Raw genomic sequence first — 21,539 nt, 5'->3', positions numbered from 1 at the left:
GGTCAACTTCATGCCCGTTGGGTGAAAGAATAAATATGAATAACACATGCGCGCTGATCATTGGCTACTCAGACGGAATGCCGGAGAACGCTAGCGAATCTGAAATGATTATGTTGAGTACTGGATTAGAGCAGTACGACGACAGCTACATCGTCCCGCCTGAAAGTTGCTCCTATATCACTACATTCGCCCATAAAACCAATGACATCTGCTCTGAATTAAAAGGAAAGTTATCCGGCTGGCGGAGTCCGAGACGACGCTGACGAGCTGAACGCTATTCTGGGGACTGTGATCCCTCCCCAGCACTGCCATCTGGAGAGGGATCAGAAGGACCATCTATGGGAGCTCCAGAGGTGTTCCGATTATGCCTAGCCAGGTACACTGGCCGCGAGTCTGGGGCCCCTAACTCGAATGCACTTACGAGTAGAATCTACTAGGTGATATGTGGCGGTTTTCGTTTTTTGCCAACTTTCTTGCATTAATTAAATAAAAATATTTTTAATTATCTTGATTATTAGGTTGTCTAAAAATATATTCCGTTTCAGTTTATGTAGTGAGTTAAGGTACATAGGTGTAAAGAAATTTTACACGTGTAATTTTTTTTACACAGGACTTACGCCGTGTGCCATACAAGGCACACAAATTCAATTTCGGGAATATGTCGAATTACCTCGTCCCCTTGTGAAAACGATGCCACTTATTCCAGGATACTCGATGGGGCTAAGCAAACATTTTGCCCTCCTGGAAAGCAACTGCTGAGCAACTCAGGAATCCTTAAAAAGGAGGTCTGCTGTTTTAATTGAATCCATTTGGGCACCGCCAAGCGCTGAAATAATTTGTAAGAACTACAAGAATAAAAACAGCAGATGAAGCTTATAATTCAAGACGCCAGATACCGTACATGATTGGTTAAAGGAGCTATGGCGGCTAACAATTGGACATAACACAGATAGAGAAAATATGGAAAATACTGATTGTATTTCAAAGCGTGATGCAGTTTTTCTTTTAGAGCTTATTCACGAATGTGTGACCTGTAAGAATAAGACAGGTATTAAGAATATTGTAGACAGTTTGTCTAGTCTTGTAGCGATTGATAACGCAGTATTTGGTATAGCCCAAATAGGTACTAACGGTCTAATACAGACATATGATGTAATGAATATATCTTATCCAGAAGAATGGCTAATCACTTATAAAAGAAAAAATTTTTGTCAAGTCGACCCGATTGCTAAAGAAAACTTTAGTAATTTTGAGCTACAGTTTTGGGAAGACACCTACAAGAAATGGAATCCACCTAAAGAATTCATCTCAGCGGCAAGAGATTTTAACTTATATAATGGTATTGCCTGTGGAGTTAGAAACTTGAAATCGACAGAAGGAAGCCTGTTTTCAGTTGCTGGTAAACTGGAAAACCACCCACGTGAGAAATTCATAATTGAAAATTTGACCCCACATTTACATACTGCATTTACGACTTATTTATCAAAAACAAAAGCTCCAGTAAATTTCGAACTTTCAAAAAGAGAAATAGAAGTGCTTAATTGGGTGAAAAAGGGAAAGAGTTCTTGGGATATCTCAGTAATTCTCGCTATCAGTGTAAGAACTGTAAAATTTCATGTTGAAAATATCATGGTTAAACTTAATGCTGTGAGCAGAACTCACGCTGTGGCAATTGCACTGTCGGCGGGGGTAATTGATATTGACTGAACCATGATTTCAAATTTTTAGTTCCAACAAGGTTCAACTCTTCAAATTCCCTCCAATTCAGCATTGCTGCAACCGCAACTACACCATCGGGCATAACTTTTGGATCTCCTATCAATCTGCAGGGAAATCCTTTCACATTTAGCAATCTGAACACCTTATAATCAACAACAAGATAAAGGTAGTTTATTCGATTCTTCAAACACCAATGATAAACACCCTTATATAAAAGAAGAGAGGCAGTATGCACGCCGAAATTACCAGAAAACGTCTCTGATCTTGCATCGGCATCAACACATAGTCTTGATACCTCAACGACATCGTCTCGTTTGCTTATAGTTGATCCCGCCTTTACCAAAAACGGAAACTCGTTCTCTATCATGAATGGATGATCTGAGGTCACAATCCGTAAAAAGGCTTTTAAATCATTATTCACATCAAAAACGCCAAAAAAGACAGCCCCATCATCATAATTATCTATATCAAGCTTACAAAAATTTTGGGGAGCCCATCCCAATTCATCACAAAAAACTCTATACCTCAATGAATGTGCTTTAAATATATCTTCTTTTGCAACAATGTTTGTGACATAAAGACCACCCTCCCTTATAAAGACATCACTCTTAAGGCCATTAGCAGCGGGTGTTGCAACATGTTTGCTAATCGCTATCATATTACTCCTCCTTGAAACACATAAGAGGAGAAAATTGAAAGAAAATCACCTGGCTTTAAGTACAGCTGCGGCAACATTCCTTGCCAAAATCAGGTCTGTACCGATGTGGTTCCTCCAAAAATCAAGATGGAATTGCATTCAATTTACACTGGTTACGTCAATTAATGACTCCGAGTAATCCCAAACTGCTTTGAAATGTTTCAGTAAATACCCGCCAGCAAGTTCAAAAAATAATCAATAACGACTCCTCTTTTAGCGGCTTAAAGAAGCTAAGCACGAAGCACCTGTCCTTTAGGACAGTTCATTAATATGACCAAAAATTGTATTTCAAACCGCACAGGGTTTAAACGAGGTGGTAGGGATTGTTCAGCTGTTGTCTGGATGCTTATTGTTAGAACGTAAAAACGCGACGCAAATGAGTGCAATGCAGTCCATCTGGGAAGACTGACAAGCTAAATAGTCAGCTAGAATAGGGGTTTTCAATGTCTGTAGACTGTGAGGTAGCAACCTTAAGAGAAGGTTCGGTCATTAAGCATTTCGTTGCGTCGGCAATCATTTTCCACAATGAGAAAGTGCTATTACTAGAACACAAAAAATTAGGCACCTGGCTCGGGCCAGGTGGGCATATAGAGGTAAACGAATCCCCTGACGAAGCTGTTAGTAGAGAAATAATGGAAGAAACAGGTTTAAAAATAACCATTGTTAGTAATTGTGATGTAAATCTTGGAACAAATGAAGCCGTTGTACTGCACAACCCATACGCTGTTTTATGCGAACTGATAAATATACCAAATGATTTACATTATCACATAGATTTTGTTTTTATATGCAGTTCAAATACTGATCAAATCCGGCATGATTACCGAGAGTATAAAAATATAGGATGGTTTAGCAAAGCAGAGATACAGGCTCTGAATATTTTCCCAAACTACAAAAAATTACTTAACAAAGCATTCAATGAATTTGTTAATTGTAGTGAAGCAGTGATTGAAAAGGAACATTGCCTCAATGGTATTTTGGAAACTGTTTAGGTAAAGGTGAATTTGTTACTAGTGTAGTAAGGCAATGTTAAACCATGGGACTATGGGAGGTTGTAAGTGTCGGATGACGAAAGTGTAGTCATAAAAGAATATGGACAATTGCGTATTTATATGACTGCAAGAGATAAAGTCAAAGCGACTACCAACCTACAGCGTTTTTTCGGTAGGTCTCTGTACGAAGATATTATTGAAGCAGCCAAGCAGGACGGGATTTTTAGTGCGTACGCTTATCTAATGCACAGCGGCTACATTCCTAATGGAAAGATAGAAACAGGGAAATTGTCGGAATACCATAACTCTTCTTTAAATCTCTATATTGAGCTTATTTCATTGCGCGAAGAAATCGAGCTGTTCGTAAAAAAGCATTCTGGCCTGCTCAAGGATAAAGCGATGGTTTACAAACCTATAGAAGGTTGGAGTTTTGGCAGTTGTGACACCATCGCTGATTAAGAATGGTTTGCGTAGATACAGCCTTATTGCTGTCGTAATGAAAGTAAGGTTGTAGCCGCTGAAAAGGTTTAGCCATAAGCTTCAGCTTTCATTTCGAAGTATCAATAGGAGAAAATAATGGAATACATAAGAGCATGTTGTTTCTGGCCAAATGAAGATGTCATCAAGGTGAACTGGGAAATTACAGGGAAATGTCAATTAAGCTGCAAGCACTGTCTAAACAAACATCGTCGAGAAAATGCACAAATAACTTTGAAGGAAGCCGAGGGTCTAATCGACGATTTGGCTGTTCATGGGATTAAACGTATAATACTAACAGGTGGTGAGCCGTTACTATTCGATGGGATATTTCAGGTTGTAAATTATGCTCAAGCAAAAGGTATGACAGTATCAATCAATACGAATGGTCTTTTGTTAGATAAACATTTCTTAGATTTACTGTGTTGTGAATCAGTGAAAATAAGAATTGGATTGTGTGGTTTTTCTGCGCAAACACACGATGAGTTTACTGGTAGGGTTGGAGCCTTCGACCAGGTGATTAATAACATACTGGAGTTATTGCCTTACAAGGCAAAAATCTCCTTACAGTACACAGTAACGAAGAAGAATATTCATGAACTTCCCGAATTATTTAAGTTCTTAAAAACTCATGATTTAAGTGCCAAGCTCAATGACATAATTGAAGTCGACGATAATGCGGAACTTTCTGAATATGTAGTTTCACAGGAGGAAATAAGTCAGATTGTAAATTCTGACGTACTGCAAGACAAAAAGTACATCGACTTGATTAGACCTAAAAAAGGGAAGTTGCAAAAATGCCCAGCCGGCAAAAACATTATCGGAATATTGTCCGATGGCAAGATAACGCCGTGCTCTTGGATTTCTAGCTTCACCTCAGAATATGATTCCGACAGTGTAAAAGACGTATTTGGATTTCCGACGGAATTGGAGAAGCTTTTTAATCACCCTTTATGCAGCAATTGTGGTGTTCCCGGATGCGGTAAAGGGTGCGTTGCTGTCGCATTGAAGCACCAACCGAGCATCGATCCGCTATGTCCCGTCCTTTAGGGCAAAGAGGAGATTAATCAATTTCTTATATTTGGGAGGATTAACCATGGATTGCATAAGGATGCCAAGTGAAGAGGCCGTTTATACCGTCGAACCTGGGAAGCTGGTGATATTTAATCAGCTTGCGGTTAAAGTCGAGATGGACAATGTAACGAACGAACAGTACTACCAGTGGTTAGATGAGATGAAAGATTGTATTGATGGATTGGTACATGGCGCAAAAATTGTTGAAAAGGAAAATGCGCGGGTGACTCCACCGTTAAACACCGCAATATATTACGATACAGAGGATTACAAGATATTGAACACTGGCGCATTGCTGCGTACTTCGTGCAATAAAATAACGCATGCTTTTTGTGCCTTTAAAGAAGCATCAGATAGTCACAGCGTCAGGCGGGACCACAGATATGTGTTTGCGGGTGATGAGAAAAAAACAATACAAAATGGACCTGACTCAATCGAGGCGGTGAGTATCGTCAAGTCTTTATTAAAACGAAAAGACATTGATCAGCCTGGACTACACTTAGAGCAAAAGCTTGGTATTCGTGGTACTGATCTTATTCCTTCTATACGTCTTGATGATTACAGGTTCACGTTTTTTGTCTGGCTCGATAAGAAAGACGCATTGCGATGTAGCATAGATAGAGCTCATGTGTCCAATCTACGGTTACCAGAGGATAAGCGTAAAAGCTGCCCTGTTTCAGAAGTAGAGCTGGCTATTTACCCTCGAATAAGCCCGGAGGTTGCAAAGGACCCTCGCGTGGTCAAGTTGATAGAGGTCCTATCACAATCGTTGGGTAATAGGTTCGGCGTTAGTATTACAAAGAAAATCAAATATCAACGTGCAGCTCAGGTATTGGGCATATTTGATAATTAAGGGATGTCCTTTGTGCCTAATGAGGGAGGTAATGTGAAAACAACAGATTTGAGTCAAATCCCGGTGGATATTATGGTTACTTATCGTTGTAATCTCAACTGTAATAAGTGCTATGCCCCAAAAGAGGGCAGTGAGGCTTCTTTGGCTGAAATAAAGCACGTTTTAGACAAGCTATACATCGCAGGGTTGAGGCGAGTGGTTTTGACTGGCGGAGAACCGACGGTCCGAGAAGATGTTGCTGACATTGCCCAATATGCAAAAAAAATTGGTTTCGCCGTGTACCTGTCTACTAATGGCCTGCTGTTAAAACAAATATGGAAAGAAATTTCCCCATATTTGTCATGGATTAGTATATCTCTCGACGCACCATCAGCAGAGTTAGATAAAATAATCACGGGAGAATTAGGTGCGCAACACTTTACACAAGTAGTAGAGTTCCTCAGATATTACAAAGAATACGATGATCTAACAGCTAAAGTTAAACTTGGTACTGTTGTAACCAAAAAAAATATCGATCATGTCGCATTACTTGGCAAGATCATGTTTGAGAAGTTTCCGCTGTATACGCCTGATGTCTGGAGATTCTATCAATTTAGCAATTTTAATGATTATAACGATAATTACAGTTATATAGATAGCCTGAGTATCCCTCAAGATGATTTCGAAGGACTGATGCAAAACTTAAAAGAATATTTTCCCGATGTACACATATCACATGCGACAGCTGCAGAAAGGGATGAATCATATGTATTTGTAAAGCCTGATTTAACTTTAGCGTATTCCAGTAAAGGAGATTACGTATCGCTTGGTGATACCAAACAAATGACAGCAGATCATATACGTGAGGCTTTCCACGAAATCAATCATCTTTGGGATAAGTGCGTATCAAACAGGGCAATTTATTCATGATTACTAGAGTTATCTTAGCAGAGCAGGGGTTGGTGTGACGGTTTCTGACACAATCTATTTGACAGACCTGGAGTTGACGCGGTTTTTCATGGCAATCTTCCTGCTGTTGACCTTTGCTCACATTTGTGGCTACTTTTTTACTTTATTGAGGATGCCTAGTGTTATTGGTGAAATATTTGGTGGATTCTTATTAGGGCCAACGGTATTTGGTCATTTTCTGCCGGATCTGCAGAATTGGGTTTTTAATGCATTTGTAGCAGAGGGTAAGCTAATTTCCATTGTCTACTGGTTTGGCTTGATTTTATTAATGTTTATTTCTGGATTTGAAATACAGAACTATTTAAACCAGAAAAACAATAAACTTGTTTTTGGACTCACTATTGGCTCTACAATCATACCATTCATTGCCGGATGGTTTTTGCCGATTTGTTTTGACCTCACGCCTTACGTCGGTGACAAACACAGCCTGTTAGCATTGCAATTGATTATAGCAATTGCAACTGCGGTCACTTCTATCCCTGTTATTTCTAAAATATTTATCGAACTGAATATTGTAAGTACACCGTTTGCGAATGTTGTTCTCGCCGCTGCAACAATACATGATTTAGTAGTGTGGATCGCTTTAGCTATTGCTGGGGATTTAGTAGCTGCACGTACCATCAATTTATCAGAAATAGTCCTCAAATTAGTCATCACGATAGCGTTTTTTATAGTTTTCTTAAAGATCATACCAAGAGCAATAATGTTCTTGAATGGTTCGAAATGGAATGTAGTTGCCAGGTCATCAATTGTTGGGTATGTCATGGCGGTGTGCCTGTTTCTTGTGGCAATAGCTAGTATGTTAGGCGTTAACTTGGTATTTGGCGCACTCCTCGCCGGTATCGTAGTTGGGATGGCTAAAGAGCCCGAATTTATAAATGTTAAAAAGCATATCCGGGAATTTTCTCTTGCTTTCTTTGTTCCACTCTATTTCGCCATAGTCGGGTTAAAGCTGAACCTTATCAGGGATTTCGATCCTCTCTTTCTTGGTTGGTTCCTTTTGTATATGACTTTTTTTCAGATGGCTGGGTGCTTAGTTGCAACTAGGATGTTGAGAGTAGATTGGTTTTCTAGTGTCAATTTAGGGATTGCGATGAGTACTAAAGGTGGGCCACTCATTGTTTTGGCGACTGTAGCGCTTGACTTGGGGATAGTCAGTAGCTCTTTTTCAGCTTCGCTCATCTTGATTGCGATAATAACCTCGGCCTTTGCAGGGGCATGGTTCAGATACATTATCAAAAACGATTTGCGCCTACTTAAGGTTTAGTTAGCAGGTAAAAATCTAGGGCGTTGGGATAAGCTTTTGGGCCGACTAAGACCTGTTCCGTATTCATTTTGTAAGGGCACGGGTTGGGAAGGATTAATTCAATGGGTATTATGTATACGACTGTAACTGTCAACGATTTTGCTGATAGGGGTTACATTCAGGGGTTAATTGGACTGAATATTGGAATTGAGGTTGCCTTATTAACCCAACTTCCAGTAATTGCTGGCCAGTCTTTTTTTACTGACGATTTAAAAACGCTGCAAGGTGAGATATTGAGGTTCAAGGAGTACCTACATGATTATGGTCTGTCACCATCAGAGGTGAGAGTACACCAACCTGGCGGTTATAGTTATGACTGGTCAAAGCCTCTTGGCTTTAAATTGTTGCAGCAATTTTTTTCTTTTTGCGCCACATTAGGATTCACTGACTACATTGTGCATGCGCCAGTAGGAGATCTCCGTGTTAATGAGGAGGCCGAACTTTCAGATTACAAACAAAAGCTCGCCTATCTTGCCGCTGGGAATAATCTAGAAGTTGAGGAGATAAGACTATCCTACCATAACTGGCTCAGTTCCAGGCATAGGCGTTATGTTGGAGAACTTTACGAAAAGTTAATGGTAGGGCATGGTGCTTCTGTCTTACTTGATACATACGAATGTGGTGGGGTACCGGAATATATTGAAAGAATTAAAAGTTTAAGTAACAAAGGTTTAAAAGTCCGATCCGTTCATGTGCATAAGGACAATCATAAATTTTTGACCCTTAGTGAGTTTAATGGTTTGTTTCCTTCAAATTTCAATGGAAATCTAGTAAATGAGGGGTTTGTTGCAAACACCAGTAGTTTTGAGGAATTCAGAAACAATAAGTCGGTAGATTGTGTCATGGACAACGGCTCAAGGCTTAATATCTTAGAAGGTTACGTAAAAATACTCCATTCCGCTACGAATTGTTGCTGCCCTAAAGAGGGTGCGTCCGCTCAAGATGTTATTTTGCAAGCTTTTAGTTGAATTGAGTCATTTTATTTGAACATCTAATAACTCAGGGTAGGTGGAACGAGGGGGAACGTTTTGAATGCAAATGGTGCTTTAACTTGGTTGCTTGTGGCTGGAAGTTTACTTGGTGGCCAACTTGTTATTAATAAAAGACGAACCGGATATTTAATATGGGTGGTGATAAACGTTTTTTGGGTTTTTTTCTATTATTATCAGGGAATCTATGCTTCTGTATTCCTGTTTACTGTGTATTCAGTGCAAGCTTTATATGGGTTTTTTAAGTGGAAAAACAGAGACGAAACTACGCCCTCTTTTTCTGCTCAAGCCGAAGCTGAATAAGAAATTCTGAAACTCGACATAAGCCACAGTACCATAGGTTTGATGGTTTGGGGTCAAGTCGCCAGTGGTCTTATAATTCCATTTTTTTATAGGGTACGAAATGACTGGGTTATTCAGGCTAAACAATTTTGAGGTAGTTACGGATAAAGTCAGGAGTCTTATAGCCTTGGATGGCAGCAATTTGAGGATTCCTAATACGGTTTTGTTTCATAAAAAAGCTGAAGTCCCCACCGCGGTCCAATTGGTTAGCCAATGGGCACCACAATGGTTGTATGTTAGAGCTAATTTTTCAGATTCAGTTTATCCACATTGCCTGAAAAGGTTAACCTCCACTCAGGATATTGAAGAAACCATTCACATTCTTATTGCCGAAGCAGAGGACCTTGGAATTCATGATTATGACATGACAGTCCAACCACTATTGGAGTTTGATTGGTCTGGAGGAATACTTGTCAAAGACAGGCATATTCTTCTTGAGATCGTGGAAGGTGCGCCGGATGCCTTGTTTAGGAAAGGATTTTTCAAAAATAGATTCCTATTAGATTCAAATGGTGATTTAATTAGCGAAGATTTCGGCCGCCAGCCAGTCTGCGTTAGGTGGGATGGTGCTCAATGGATGGAATATCCTGCTAGCTCAAGTAAATGTCCGTCATTGGACAGTTTAAGAGTCCTCGAAAATATTGACCCTGACCATGATTGCCTTTACGAAGTGGGCTTTCAAGCTGGAAGGATGTATTTTCTAGAGTATAAAGACATTGACAAATTGGCCTATCAAGGTTTGTCAGGGGGAAGATTAGAGAAGCCATTTATGGTCAGCCCGCATTCTCAAGGGTGTGCTACCAAGTTGATTAGTAATCCATTGTTTGATCATATTTCATCCATGGGAAATAATGATTCAGTCATTATCAAGGAAGGTGCTTATTTATCGCATCTCGCGTGGTTTATGGCTCATACCGGTGTTGGCTGTGTTTTTGAAAACTAGTGCACACCCGGCTAGTTTGGGGGATAAATGAAAGATATTAAGGATTATGTCAAAGACTTTTACCAAGGCGAGTCTTCTGCTCACGATTTTTTTCATTTAGAGCGGGTTGAGAGGATCGCCCGTTATATCTCGCATTATGAAGGTGGGAATTTGGAGGTTATAGTCGCTTCTTGTTATCTACATGATATCGATCGACATCTTGAGGGCTTGAAAGCAACCAAGGTATCTCATAAAGAGGCTGAAAAAACGGTAAGAGAACATTTAGGCCAGATAGCTGTTAACCCAAAATATCATGACACAATATTAGAAATCATTTCATATACAAGCCAATACTCGTTTTCTCCTGGTGCGCGATCCAAGCTCTCGCTCGAGGCGCAAATAGTCAGAGATGCTGATAACATCGATGCATTGGGTGCTATAGGTGTTGCCAGGTCGTTCGTATATGGTGGAAAGTATGATGAATGCATTTGGAACCCTACAGTGCCATTCTCAAACAAGCCGTACGAATCAGGAGCCCATTGTCCTTCTGTTATTCATCATTATTACGAGAAACTGTTGCTACTTAAAGACGATTTCGATACAGAAACAGGTAAAAGGCTGGCGAGGTCCAGGCATGCAGTCATTGAACAATTTTTGAGCGATTTCTTTGAGGAATGGCATTTTAATTTGGAACCCAATAATCTGGAGTAAAGGACGAGCCAAAGCTACTCTGTGTAGTATCATATTGCACTATACGCCCGCCAAGTTACATTTCTTTCTCGACTTGTGCCTCAGTTTGAAGTCAGTTTGGTGGCCTGACGAATTCTTGCAGCATCAAAAAAGGAACCGAAAACCCACCCCATGGCCAGCGTGATTAATGCATGAATCCGAAGCACACAATGTAGATAGTGTTAGCGGCAATGTAAAAATAACCCACCTCGGAAACTGAAATTTGACCCACACTTCCTGTATCCTAGCCGACCTGGAGGGTCGGCATGACTGGAAAGGAAGAGTGCATGGAAGTCAGAATCCTAAGAGACAAGCAACACAAAAGCATCCGGGAGATCACCAGGATCACCGGTTTGTCCCGACACACCGTCAGAAAGTATCTTCGTTCGCGAGCAGACCCACGGTATAAGACGCGGCCTAAGCGACCATCGAAACTGGACCCGTTCAAGGCGTTTCTGGAAGAGCGGGTGAAGGCCGCCTTGCCGCACCATATCCTTTCGTTGCCACACTCGGCTTCAGTCGTAACACCTTCGTCGCCTATACGACCAGCCAAGCTTTCAATGTCCTTCGCGAGTGCCATGAGGCAGCTTTCTCATTCTTTGGCGGCGTATGAAGTGCTCTATGACAACATGAAGACCGTGGTACTGGAGCGTAACGCTTACGGCAACGGTAAACACCGCTTTCATGCCGGACTGTGGGACATCTCCAAGCGTTTTGGGTTCTTACCCAGGCTCTGCAAGCCGTACCGCGCCAAGACCAAGGGAAAGGTAGAGCGTTTCAATCGTTACCTGCGGTACAGCTTCCATTACCCTTTAGTCTCGCGGCTGAAGCAGGCTGGTCTGGTCCTCGACGTTGCCACCGCCAATATCGAAGTGCGACGCTGGCTCGACGAGGTAGCCAATTGCCGTATCCACGGTGAAACCAACGAGCGCCCCTGTGACCGGATGGAGACCGAGCTCAAAGTTCTGCTGCCGCTTCCGCAGGGTGTATCCGTTGAGTCCGAGAAGAAGGTTATTCTCCCTGCTTTCTGGCCCGTGACACCTCTGCAGCGCACTCCTGCCATTTATGAGCAGATGCTCCAGGAGGGACGGCTATGAGCGTACAGCACCAACGGATACTAGCCTTGTGCGATGATCTCAAGTTCCAGGCGGTGGCCGATGTCTATGCCGATCTCGCGGATGTGGCGGCCAAACAGGAGTCATCCTATATCGATTTTCTTGAGCATGTCCTCAAGGCGGAGGGTCCGACGTGACGGGGTCAGCCCTGGTCCGACGTGACGGGGTCAGCCCTTGAAAGTGGAAATTTGAGAATGTGATCCCAACCATACCGTTGGACGCCGCCCGCCGAAAAAGCCGGCTTGCGGTTCAACGGCGCAGCCGTTGAACTGGTAAAACCCATGAGAATAATAATTTACCGAACACTTTCAGCGCTTCTTGTTATTGACCTTGTTGCCATCGTCTACTTTCTGACGACGGCATGACCTTCAAAAAGCATATCTAATGCTGGCAATCATCCCAGCAATATTGATAACGCGAGTTTTTATAATCAGGTGTCAGTGCGGCTGCAGACCCGGACTATGGTTGCTCACAATATGGACGCTGCTACTTGACTTTGAACTTTATTTTGCGGACACACTTCTTCTCAGAAGATGCCCTAAGTGTAATAGAGATTTGCAACAAAAAAATTGATGGGAAAAGCCCGAGAATTGCCTTGTACATCAACTGGGACTAAGAACCGCAGCGGGAGTAATGCCACAACCCGTTGGTAAAAAAGCTGAAAAACATATAGACCATAATAGCAAATATGATATATTGAAGCCATGATTTGGACACTCACCTACTACAGCGAATCAGTACAAGAAGAAATCCTTGCCATGCCTGCCGGATTCCTTGGTCGCTATTTTCGGTACACCGACAGAATGGAGCTTTACGGACCAGACCTCGGCATGCCGCATACCCGAGCAATGGGAGACGGCCTTTTTGAATTGCGACTGAAATCCGCTGAGGGAATTGCACGGGTATTCTACTGCACGATGATTGGTCGTAAAATCGTGATGCTGCACCAATTTGTAAAGAAGACAGACAAAACCCCACCAAGAGAACTTGAAACGGCACAAAGACGGATGAAGGAGTACAAAAATGCTCACACACAAAGAACTTAAAGATCGCGCCCTTCAGAGGGCAGACGTAAAAACTGAATATGATGCACTGGATGAAGAGTTCCGATTTCTTGATGAATTCCTCAAAGCTCGTGCTGCCGCAGGGGTAACACAAGCCGAAGTAGCTGAGCGCATCGGTACAACACAATCTGCAATCGCCCGACTCGAATCAGGAGGAGGAAAGCATTCACCATCCATTGCGACATTGCAGAAATATGCACATGCTCTTGGTTGCCGTTTGGAGTTGCGTTTGGTCAGTGAAAAGGTAGCCAAGAAAGCAAAAAATCAAAACGTCTGCACGACAGAACGCGCAAAAAGACTACGTACTGGTTAGCGAAGCAAAGTTGCCACTAGCAATCACGGAGTTTTTCATCTCGTTCCCTACATTCCACCACACGAAAGAGAATATTTCCAACAATCGGCGGCACGCTGTTCTACAACTTTAGGAATGGGTATTTTGGTGGGTAGAGGGACAGAATCTCCCCTGTAGAGGGAGGATTCAAGTTGGCGGCTACAGGGAGAGACGGCTTCTAAGGATATTCTCCTCGGTTTTCTTGCAACATAGTACTTGTGTGTACAGTGGGCAATAAAAAAGGGACTTACATCGCTGTAAGTCCCTGAAATGATTTGGTTGCGGGGAGAGGATTTGAACCTCTGACCTTCGGGTTATGAGCCCGACGAGCTACCAGACTGCTCCACCCCGCGTTAACTTGTTACTTATACCCTAACCAGACACTTGCTGTCAATGGAATAATTTGAAAATTTATTTTTTATCCCGCTGCCGCACCACTTCGAAGAGCATAATCCCTCCGGCAACCGAGGCATTGAGGGAGTTGACGCCCCCTTTGAGCGGGATCGACACCAGGATGTCACATCTCTTCTTTACCAGCGGCCTGATCCCCTCCCCTTCGCTGCCGATGACCAGCGCCACGGCTCCGGTCAATTTCTGCTCGAAGATAGAGATGGGCGATTCGCCGTCTGCTCCGTAGATCCAGAATCCGGCAGCTTTCAGCTCATCCAGGGTCTGGGCGATGTTGGTCACCTCTGCAACCGCAATGGTTTCAATAGCGCCGGCCGAAGCTTTTTCCACTGCCGCTGTCACCCCTACTGCACGGTCTTTGGGGATGATCACTCCCTGGGCTCCGGCACAAGCGGCACTGCGAATCAGTGCACCCAGGTTGTGCGGGTCCTGCACACCGTCCAGAACCAATAACAGGCCGTTGCTGCGGGCCGTTTCAGATTCCAGTATATCAGCCAGTTGCGCATAGGCAAATCGTTCTGTCCGTAAAGCGATCCCCTGATGGTGATCAGTACCGCAGAGCCGGGAAATATCCCGCTTGTCCCGGTGGCGCACCGGCACCCTCTTCTCTTCAGCAAGATCGAGAAGTTTTTCCAAACGGCGATCACTGCTGCCGCTGGCGACAAAAAGCTCGAAGGCCCTCCGTTTCCCGCGGAGAGCCTCCATAACCGAATTTAGCCCGTATATGATTTCATCTTTCATGGTGACGATGATCCTTTCAGCCTGCGACAATCTCCGCAACAATGGCTTGTGCGGCTTCTGCAGGATTCGGCGCAGCGGCGATAGGCCGACCGATTACCAGGTAATCGGCACCGCTTTTCACTGCTTCAGCCGGTGTCATGATCCTTTTCTGATCATCGGCAGCGGCAAAGGCCGGCCGAACGCCGGGAGTAACGATGAGGAAATCGTTGCCGCAGGCTTCACGGATCAGCGGCACCTCCTGGGGAGAAGCGACTACGCCATCAATGCCCGCCTTTTTGGCCAGAGCTGCAAGTTTCACCACCATTTCCGGCACCGGCAGGTTTATCCCCACCTCTTGCAAGGTCTGCTCGTTGGATGAGGTGAGGATGGTCACGGCCAAAACTTTCCCCCGCTCTTCCCCCTTGAATTCCTTATCCAGCGTCTCCACCGTTTTGGCCATCATCTCATAGCCGCCAAGGGCATGGAGATTGAACAGCTTCACCCCCATGCGGGCCGCTTCGAGGGAGGCCATGGCCACGGTGTTGGGAATATCATGATACTTCAGGTCAAGAAACACCTCGCCGCCGTATTTCTGGATCATCCGCACCACGGCGGGACCACAGGCGGTATAAAGCTGCTTTCCCACCTTGAACATCCCCACATGGGGCGAAAGCAGGTCTGCCCATTTCTCAACATCGCTGAACTCGTTTACATCAAGGGCGAAAATTATCTTTGCCCGTGCTTCGTCTCTGGTCATTGCTTCACCTTCTACTTCAACGCAGCATTAACTGCGGCTTTTACTTTTTCCACGGCATCAGCAATGGAAAGCAACTCCACCTCGCCGGATCGGCGACATTTGAGCTCCACCTTCCCGTCGGCCAGATTCTTGCTCCCCACGACGATGCGCATGGGAATACCAATCAGATCGGCATCCTTGAACTTGAAGCCGGGCCGCTCGTCACGATCATCCAGCAGCACTTCAATCCCGGCTGCTGCGAGCTGGCCATATATTGCTTCCGATGCTTCCCTGACCACGTCTTCCTTCATATTAAGGGCAGAGATGATGCAATGAAACGGGGCGATGGGAAGCGGGAAGATGATGCCGTTCTCGTCGTGATTCTGCTCGATGCAGGCGGCAACGGTACGCCCGATGCCGATGCCGTAGCACCCCATGAAGATGATCTGCTCCTTGCCGTCAGCGTCCAGATAAGTTGCCTTCATGGCCTTGGAATATTTGGTGCCCAGTTTGAAGACGTGACCGACTTCGATGCCACGCCACATCTCCAGTGTGCCGCTCTCGCAGCGTGGGCAGGGATCGCCGAGGACCACATTGCGGATATCGGCAAAGGTGGTTACGTTGAAATCCCGGCCCAGGTTGACGTTTTTCAGGTGCAGGTCCTTGGCATTGGCACCGGTGACGAAGTTTTTCATTCCCTGGACGGCCAGGTCGGCAATAATTTTTGCCTTCAACCCAACAGGCCCGGCAAAACCGGTCGGTGCACCGGTAACCTTGACGACCACCTCTTCGCCCGCCATCTCAAGGGTGTCACAGCCGAGGATATTTTTCAGCTTGATCTCATTCAGCTCATGATCGCCCCGCAAAAGCGCCACCACAGGCTCGTTGTCGGCCAGGAGCACCAAAGTCTTGACCAGGGAAGATTCGTGGATGGCAAGGAATGCGGCAACTTCTTCAATACTTTTCTTTTCGGGGGTCGACACTTTCTCCATATCGCGGGGATCGGCATGCTCGGTAACTGCAGACTGCCTTGCTTCGGCCTTTTCCACATTTGCTGCATAGTCGCAGGCCGTACAGGAGACAATTGCGTCTTCTCCCGATTCGGCCAACACCATGAATTCATGGGACCAGGAGCCTCCAATGCTGCCGGTATCAGCCTCAACGGCGCGGAATTTTAGGCCGCAACGCTCGAAGATTCGCCGATAGGCCTGGTACATCTTGTCATAGGAAATGTCCGCAGCTTTTTCATCCACATCAAAGGAGTAAGCATCCTTCATGATGAACTCGCGACCGCGCATGAGACCGAAGCGGGGACGGATCTCGTCACGGAACTTGCCCTGTATCTGATAGAGATTGATCGGGAGTTGCCGGTAGCTCTTTACCTCGCGCCTCACCAGATCGGTAATGACCTCTTCATGGGTTGGTCCGAGACAGAATTCCGTATCCTTGCGATCCCTGAAGCGGAGCAGTTCCTTGCCGTACTGCTCCCAGCGTCCCGACTCCTGCCAAAGCTCCGCAGGCTGGACAGTGGGCATCAGCAGTTCGATGGCGCCGGCACGATTCATCTCCTCACGGACGATATTCTCCACCTTGCGGATGGAACGAAGCCCAAGGGGGAGATAATTGTAAACGCCCGCCGCCAGTTTGCGGATCATGCCGCCGCGCAGCATGAGCTGGTGTGATATGACCTCCGCATCGGAAGGAGTTTCCTTGACTGTCGGAATAAAGTACTGCGAATAACGCATACGAATCTCACTTTCTCAATAAAAAAAACAATGGGGCACGCGCCTCACTCTTCACTCTTCACTCTTCACTCTTCACTCTTCACTCTTCACTCTTCACTCTTCACTCTTCACTCTTCACTCTTCACTCTTTGCAGCTTTAAGCACCTCTTCAACCAAGGCATCGGCCAATTCCCCCTCCGGAACCTTGCGCACGATTTCGCCATGTCTGAAAAGCAGACCTTCGCCACGGCCGCCGGCCACACCGAAATCGGCCTCGCGGGCCTCGCCGGGACCATTGACGACGCAGCCCATCACTGCAACAGTAAGGGATTTCTCCACCGCCCCCAGTCTTTTTTCCACCTCTTCTGCAACCTTGATGAGGTTGATTTGGCAACGGCCACAGGTGGGGCAAGAGACAAAATTGATGCCACGCTGCCTGATGCCGAGAGATTTGAGGATCTCGTACCCGACCCGCACCTCGTCAACCGGATCACCGGTAAGGGAAACACGCATGGTGTCGCCGATACCGTCGGCAAGGAGGATGCCGAGACCGACCGAAGATTTGATGGTGCCGGAAAATATGGTACCGGCTTCGGTAATGCCGATATGGAGCGGATAGTCTACCGCCTGGGAAAGGAGACGATATGCGGAAACGGTTTTCATGACATCGGAGGCCTTGAGGGAAATCTTTATCTGGTCGTAGCCCAGGTCTTCGAGTATGCGTACATGGCCCAGGGCCGATTCCACCATGGCCTCAGCAGTGGGATGACCATATTTCTGCAGCAGCTCCTTTTCCAGGGAACCGGCATTGACGCCGATACGTATTGGCACCTGGCGCTCAGCCGCAACCTTTACCACCTCGGCCACCTTCCACTGATCGCCGATGTTGCCCGGATTAAGCCGCAGACCGTCAATGCCGTTCTCCAGCACCTTAAGTGCCAGTTTGTAGTCGAAATGGATATCGGCAATAACCGGAATCGGACTGTCGGCCTTGATGCGGCCCAGGGCAACGGCGGCATCCATATCTGGAACAGCGCAACGCACCAGTTCGCAGCCAACATCATTCAGCCTGCGGATTTGATCAAGAGTGGCGGCCACGTCCCGGGTGTCGGTGCTGCACATGGATTGGACCGAGCATGGGGCGTCTCTGCCGATTTTTACATTGCCTACAGTTATCTGTTTGGTCATTTTTCTCATAACCGGGGCATAGTAGCCAGTTAATGGGATAAAGTCAAGGGAGGAGACATGGCGATGCAGAGTTTTGAGGGAGGGGAAAACTTTTGAACAGATGCAAAAAAGGCGGGGTTTGATCCCCGCCTCCTTTGTACTTACTCTGATACTTGCGTTACACGAGGCCGTGGGCAACCATGGCGTCTGCCACCTTGATGAATCCGGCGATATTTGCACCGACAACATAGTTTCCAGGAGCGCCATACTCTTCAGCCGTGTCGTAGCAGAGCTGATGGATACCGACCATGATACCTTCCAATTTCTTCTCGGTAAACTCGAAGCTCCAGGAATCACGCTGGGCGTTCTGCTGCATTTCCAGGGCTGAAGTTGCAACACCGCCGGCGTTGGCAGCTTTGCCGGGACCGTAGGCAATCTTGGCATCGAGGAATACTTTGATACCTTCCGGAGTGGTAGGCATGTTGGCGCCTTCTCCGACGGCTATGCAGCCGTTTTTAACCAATGTCTTGGCATCCTTGCCGTTAATCTCATTTTGAGTTGCTGACGGCATGGCAACCTGGCAAGGGATGTCCCAGATGTTACCATTGGCGATATATTTCGCGTCTTTGTGGAAGGTGGCGTAGTCAGCTATCCGACGGCGCTCCACTTCCTTGAGCTGCTTGATCAATTCAACATCGAGCCCTTTCTCATGAACAATAACACCATTGGAGTCGGAGCAGGCGATACACTTGCCGCCGAGCTGGTGAATTTTCTCTATTGTGTAGATGGCAACGTTGCCGGAACCTGAAACGAGGCAGGTTTTACCATCAAAAGACTCTTTCCGGACTTTGAGAGCTTCGTTGATGAAAAATGTGGCACCGTAGCCGGTTGCTTCGGGACGAACGAGCGAGCCGCCCCACTTGAGGCCTTTACCGGTCAGTACTCCTGCCTCCCAGCGATTGGTGATCCTTTTGTACTGTCCGAACATGTAGCCGATTTCACGTCCGCCGACACCGATATCGCCGGCAGGTACATCCGTATGCTCGCCCAGATGCCTATAGAGTTCGGTCATGAAGCTCTGGCAGAAACGCATGATCTCATCGTCCGACTTTCCTTTGGGATCGAAGTCGGAACCACCCTTTCCACCGCCGATGGGCATGCCGGTAAGGGAGTTCTTGAAGATCTGCTCAAAGCCGAGGAACTTGATGATGCCGAGATAGACGGAAGGATGGAAACGGAGCCCGCCCTTGTATGGCCCAAGGGCGCTGTTGAATTCGACCCGGAAGCCGCGGTTGATGTGCACCTGGCCATTGTCGTCCTGCCAGGGTACCCGGAAAATGATCTGCCGCTCAGGCTCGCAAATGCGCTCGATGATCTTGCGCTCAAGGTATTCGGGGTGCTTCGATATGACGGGGCTCAGGGACTCCAGTACCTCAGCAACTGCCTGGTGGAATTCCACTTCACCGGGGTTCCTCTTCAGGACCTCCTGATACATCGTTTCGAGTTTTTCATCAATTTGCGGTGACATCAACTCCTCCTTCTTTTTGGATTACACGTCTGAGGTCAGCAATACAGCTGCCACGAAGATGATCAGACTTTATGCATCATCTGCACCATAAACAGGCATGTGCGGAAACAATATGCAGAGAAAGATTCTTTATATTGTATTTCAATCACTTAACCTGCTCAAACAAGAAGCAACTGCACATTAATTATTCAGAAAACGTTACCAGGTGATTACTTTTTCTACACACCAGTTTGATCATCTACACAAAATCGACCATTGACAGATGGTTTATTTTCCTATTTAGTATTCCCATGAAAAAAGATAACCGCCCAAGCTCTCCAGCCCAAAAAGAAGACAGCAAACTAAAAACCGGCCAGACGATCGAGGTGGCCATATCCGCCATAAATGACGATGGGTTCGGCGTTTCTTGCTACGAAAACACTCCCATTCTCATTGCCGGTACATTCCCCGGCGAGTCGATACGAGCCAGGATTTCCTATGTGGGCAGAAGGGAAACCTTTGCCAGCATTTCCAGGATCATCAAACATTCTCCGGACCGTTTAACAAATCTATCTTGCGACAAAGCTGCATGTGACGGCTGTGCACTGCTGAAGATGAAGTACCCCGCTCAACTGGCCTGGAAAAAACAGCTGGTCATCAAATTCATCCGCCGCCACAAAACTCTGGAAAAAGCCAGGCTGCATGAGGTAATCCCCTCTCCACATCAACTTCACTACCGCAATTCTGCCAAGCTGGTCGTGAGCGGCAAGTTTGCCGACCCTGTTATCGGCATCTACCGCCGCAACAGTCACGAGGTTCTGGATGTAGCAGGCTGTGCTGTCCATCATCCACTCATCGACACGATTATCGAAGCGGTCAAGGCCGGAATAAAAAAGGGCAAGGTGCCCATTTACAACCCGAAAAGCCAGATGGGTCTTTTGCGTTATCTGGTGATTCGCATTTCTGAATCTGCCAACAAGGCCATGGTAATATTCGTAACCGCGGAGCGCAGCTACAATGAGCTCCATCACCTGGCGAAACATCTGAAGAATGCAGTCCCCGAAGTCAGTGTCATCGCCCAGAACATAAACAGCTCCCTAGGCAATGTAATCCTGGGGCAGAAGGACCACTTTGTCACCAAGGAGCAGGTTCTGTCTGCAATCATGGGGGACACGAAATTCCTTATCTCACCCCGCTCTTTCTTCCAGGTGAACAGCGGCAGTGCCCGGATTATTTACGAGAAAGTTCGCGAGTGGGCAGCACTGACCGGCTCAGAACGAGTTCTCGACCTTTATTGCGGCATTGGCGGAATTTCACTTTTTCTGGCCAGACAATGTAAAGAGGTGACCGGTATCGAGGCAGTGGATGCTGCCGTTGCCGATGCCGAAAGGAATGCACAGCTGAATGGCATCGGCAACTGCCGATTCATTGCGGGAGATGTGGCAAAGCTTATTGAAGAAATGCGGCGGGAAGATAAAAAGGTAGACCTGATAGTCCTGAACCCGCCACGCAAAGGTTGTGATGAACAGGTTCTGAAACAGGCTTCCGCCCTGGGGCCGGCAAAGATCATCTACGTATCATGCTCGCCGGATACCCTGGCCCGCGACCTTAACCTGCTGGCTGGCCTTGATTATGAAACCAGGGAAATTCAGCCGGTGGACATGTTTCCGCAAACACCCCACGTGGAAAATGTAGCGTTGCTGACGAAAAAAAATTAGT

General features: G+C 46.0%; 20 protein-coding genes, 1 tRNA gene and 2 pseudogenes. 16 read left to right on the top strand and 7 right to left on the bottom strand.

The window, feature by feature from the left end:
- Nucleotides 1–960: 960 nt before the first annotated feature.
- On the top strand, nucleotides 961–1,707 hold the full coding sequence (locus tag GEOB_RS19795; protein WP_012647500.1) for a helix-turn-helix transcriptional regulator: 747 nt from the start codon (nucleotides 961–963) through the stop codon (nucleotides 1,705–1,707).
- On the opposite strand, the gene GEOB_RS12020 is transcribed toward GEOB_RS19795, so the two are convergent.
- Nucleotides 1,640–2,377, bottom strand: a complete 738-nt coding sequence (locus GEOB_RS12020; RefSeq protein ID WP_012647499.1) for an acyl-homoserine-lactone synthase — start codon at nucleotides 2,375–2,377, stop codon at nucleotides 1,640–1,642. The genes GEOB_RS19795 and GEOB_RS12020 overlap by 68 nt on opposite strands.
- A 482-nt stretch (nucleotides 2,378–2,859) precedes the next feature.
- Here GEOB_RS12020 and GEOB_RS12015 point away from each other — a divergent pair, with 482 nt between their 5' ends.
- The 14 genes and pseudogenes from GEOB_RS12015 to GEOB_RS11960 all read left to right on the top strand — a co-directional run bounded on the left by GEOB_RS12015 (nucleotide 2,860) and on the right by GEOB_RS11960 (nucleotide 13,540).
- A complete protein-coding gene (locus GEOB_RS12015; RefSeq protein ID WP_012647498.1) occupies nucleotides 2,860–3,408 on the top strand; it encodes an NUDIX hydrolase in 549 nt (182 codons plus the stop codon).
- Nucleotides 3,409–3,474: 66 nt separating this feature from the next.
- Nucleotides 3,475–3,867 (top strand): DUF190 domain-containing protein, encoded by a 393-nt coding sequence (locus GEOB_RS12010; protein ID WP_012647497.1) that lies wholly within the window; start codon nucleotides 3,475–3,477, stop codon nucleotides 3,865–3,867.
- A gap of 117 nt (nucleotides 3,868–3,984) precedes the next feature.
- Nucleotides 3,985–4,935, top strand: a complete 951-nt coding sequence (locus tag GEOB_RS12005; RefSeq protein WP_012647496.1) for a radical SAM protein — start codon at nucleotides 3,985–3,987, stop codon at nucleotides 4,933–4,935.
- Nucleotides 4,936–4,981: 46 nt separating this feature from the next.
- Nucleotides 4,982–5,812 carry a hypothetical protein gene (locus GEOB_RS12000; protein ID WP_012647495.1) on the top strand — a complete coding sequence of 277 codons (831 nt, stop codon included), beginning with the start codon at nucleotides 4,982–4,984 and terminating at the stop codon, nucleotides 5,810–5,812.
- Between the two features lie 33 nt (nucleotides 5,813–5,845).
- Nucleotides 5,846–6,721, top strand: a complete 876-nt coding sequence (locus GEOB_RS11995) for a radical SAM protein (protein ID WP_012647494.1) — start codon at nucleotides 5,846–5,848, stop codon at nucleotides 6,719–6,721.
- An 88-nt stretch (nucleotides 6,722–6,809) separates the two neighbouring features.
- Entirely contained in the window at nucleotides 6,810–8,027 is a 1,218-nt protein-coding gene (locus tag GEOB_RS11990; RefSeq protein WP_230198934.1) for a cation:proton antiporter, read from the top strand.
- A gap of 101 nt (nucleotides 8,028–8,128) precedes the next feature.
- Complete coding sequence (locus tag GEOB_RS11985) at nucleotides 8,129–9,034, top strand: hypothetical protein (protein ID WP_012647492.1); 906 nt, start codon at nucleotides 8,129–8,131, stop codon at nucleotides 9,032–9,034.
- A 60-nt stretch (nucleotides 9,035–9,094) separates the two neighbouring features.
- Entirely contained in the window at nucleotides 9,095–9,358 is a 264-nt protein-coding gene (locus tag GEOB_RS19790; RefSeq protein WP_083767143.1) for a nicotinamide mononucleotide transporter, read from the top strand.
- 166 nt (nucleotides 9,359–9,524) lie between these two features.
- Nucleotides 9,525–10,340, top strand: a complete 816-nt coding sequence (locus GEOB_RS11980; protein WP_154650489.1) for a hypothetical protein — start codon at nucleotides 9,525–9,527, stop codon at nucleotides 10,338–10,340.
- A 27-nt stretch (nucleotides 10,341–10,367) separates the two neighbouring features.
- Nucleotides 10,368–11,030 (top strand): HD domain-containing protein, encoded by a 663-nt coding sequence (locus GEOB_RS11975; RefSeq protein WP_012647490.1) that lies wholly within the window; start codon nucleotides 10,368–10,370, stop codon nucleotides 11,028–11,030.
- A 284-nt stretch (nucleotides 11,031–11,314) separates the two neighbouring features.
- Nucleotides 11,315–12,145, top strand: a pseudogene (locus GEOB_RS11970) (IS21 family transposase).
- Nucleotides 12,142–12,288 (top strand): annotated as a pseudogene (locus GEOB_RS19965) (AAA family ATPase); the annotation flags it as partial. The pseudogenes GEOB_RS11970 and GEOB_RS19965, both read left to right, overlap by 4 nt.
- A 579-nt stretch (nucleotides 12,289–12,867) precedes the next feature.
- Complete coding sequence (locus tag GEOB_RS11965) at nucleotides 12,868–13,209, top strand: type II toxin-antitoxin system RelE/ParE family toxin (RefSeq protein ID WP_012647487.1); 342 nt, start codon at nucleotides 12,868–12,870, stop codon at nucleotides 13,207–13,209.
- Complete coding sequence (locus tag GEOB_RS11960) at nucleotides 13,187–13,540, top strand: helix-turn-helix domain-containing protein (RefSeq protein ID WP_012647486.1); 354 nt, start codon at nucleotides 13,187–13,189, stop codon at nucleotides 13,538–13,540. The genes GEOB_RS11965 and GEOB_RS11960 overlap by 23 nt, the downstream gene beginning before the upstream one ends.
- 294 nt (nucleotides 13,541–13,834) lie before the next feature.
- On the opposite strand, the gene GEOB_RS11955 is transcribed toward GEOB_RS11960, so the two are convergent.
- The 6 genes from GEOB_RS11955 to gdhA form a co-directional block, all read right to left on the bottom strand.
- A tRNA-Met gene (locus GEOB_RS11955) sits at nucleotides 13,835–13,911 on the bottom strand.
- A gap of 58 nt (nucleotides 13,912–13,969) precedes the next feature.
- A complete protein-coding gene (gene rlmB, locus GEOB_RS11950; protein WP_012647485.1) occupies nucleotides 13,970–14,707 on the bottom strand; it encodes a 23S rRNA (guanosine(2251)-2'-O)-methyltransferase RlmB in 738 nt (245 codons plus the stop codon).
- A gap of 16 nt (nucleotides 14,708–14,723) precedes the next feature.
- The gene (gene pyrF / locus GEOB_RS11945; RefSeq protein WP_012647484.1) at nucleotides 14,724–15,443 is read right to left on the bottom strand and encodes an orotidine-5'-phosphate decarboxylase; all 720 of its coding nucleotides are present in this window, start codon (nucleotides 15,441–15,443) and stop codon (nucleotides 14,724–14,726) included.
- A gap of 11 nt (nucleotides 15,444–15,454) precedes the next feature.
- On the bottom strand, nucleotides 15,455–17,167 hold the full coding sequence (locus GEOB_RS11940; protein ID WP_012647483.1) for a proline--tRNA ligase: 1,713 nt from the start codon (nucleotides 17,165–17,167) through the stop codon (nucleotides 15,455–15,457).
- 114 nt (nucleotides 17,168–17,281) lie between these two features.
- Nucleotides 17,282–18,343 carry a flavodoxin-dependent (E)-4-hydroxy-3-methylbut-2-enyl-diphosphate synthase gene (gene ispG, locus GEOB_RS11935; protein WP_041267521.1) on the bottom strand — a complete coding sequence of 354 codons (1,062 nt, stop codon included), beginning with the start codon at nucleotides 18,341–18,343 and terminating at the stop codon, nucleotides 17,282–17,284.
- Between the two features lie 148 nt (nucleotides 18,344–18,491).
- Complete coding sequence (gene gdhA / locus GEOB_RS11930) at nucleotides 18,492–19,841, bottom strand: NADP-specific glutamate dehydrogenase (protein ID WP_012647481.1); 1,350 nt, start codon at nucleotides 19,839–19,841, stop codon at nucleotides 18,492–18,494.
- A gap of 290 nt (nucleotides 19,842–20,131) precedes the next feature.
- Between gdhA and rlmD the strand changes: the two genes are divergently transcribed.
- Nucleotides 20,132–21,538, top strand: coding sequence for a 23S rRNA (uracil(1939)-C(5))-methyltransferase RlmD (gene rlmD / locus GEOB_RS11925; protein WP_012647480.1), 1,407 nt, complete (start codon nucleotides 20,132–20,134; stop codon nucleotides 21,536–21,538).
- The last annotated feature ends 1 nt before the right edge of the window (nucleotide 21,539 follow it).

The organism is Geotalea daltonii FRC-32, assembly GCF_000022265.1.
Lineage (GTDB): Bacteria > Desulfobacterota > Desulfuromonadia > Geobacterales > Geobacteraceae > Geotalea > Geotalea daltonii.
Note: the sequence above shows the minus strand (reverse complement) of the source record. Positions and strands in the feature narration are given on the sequence as shown.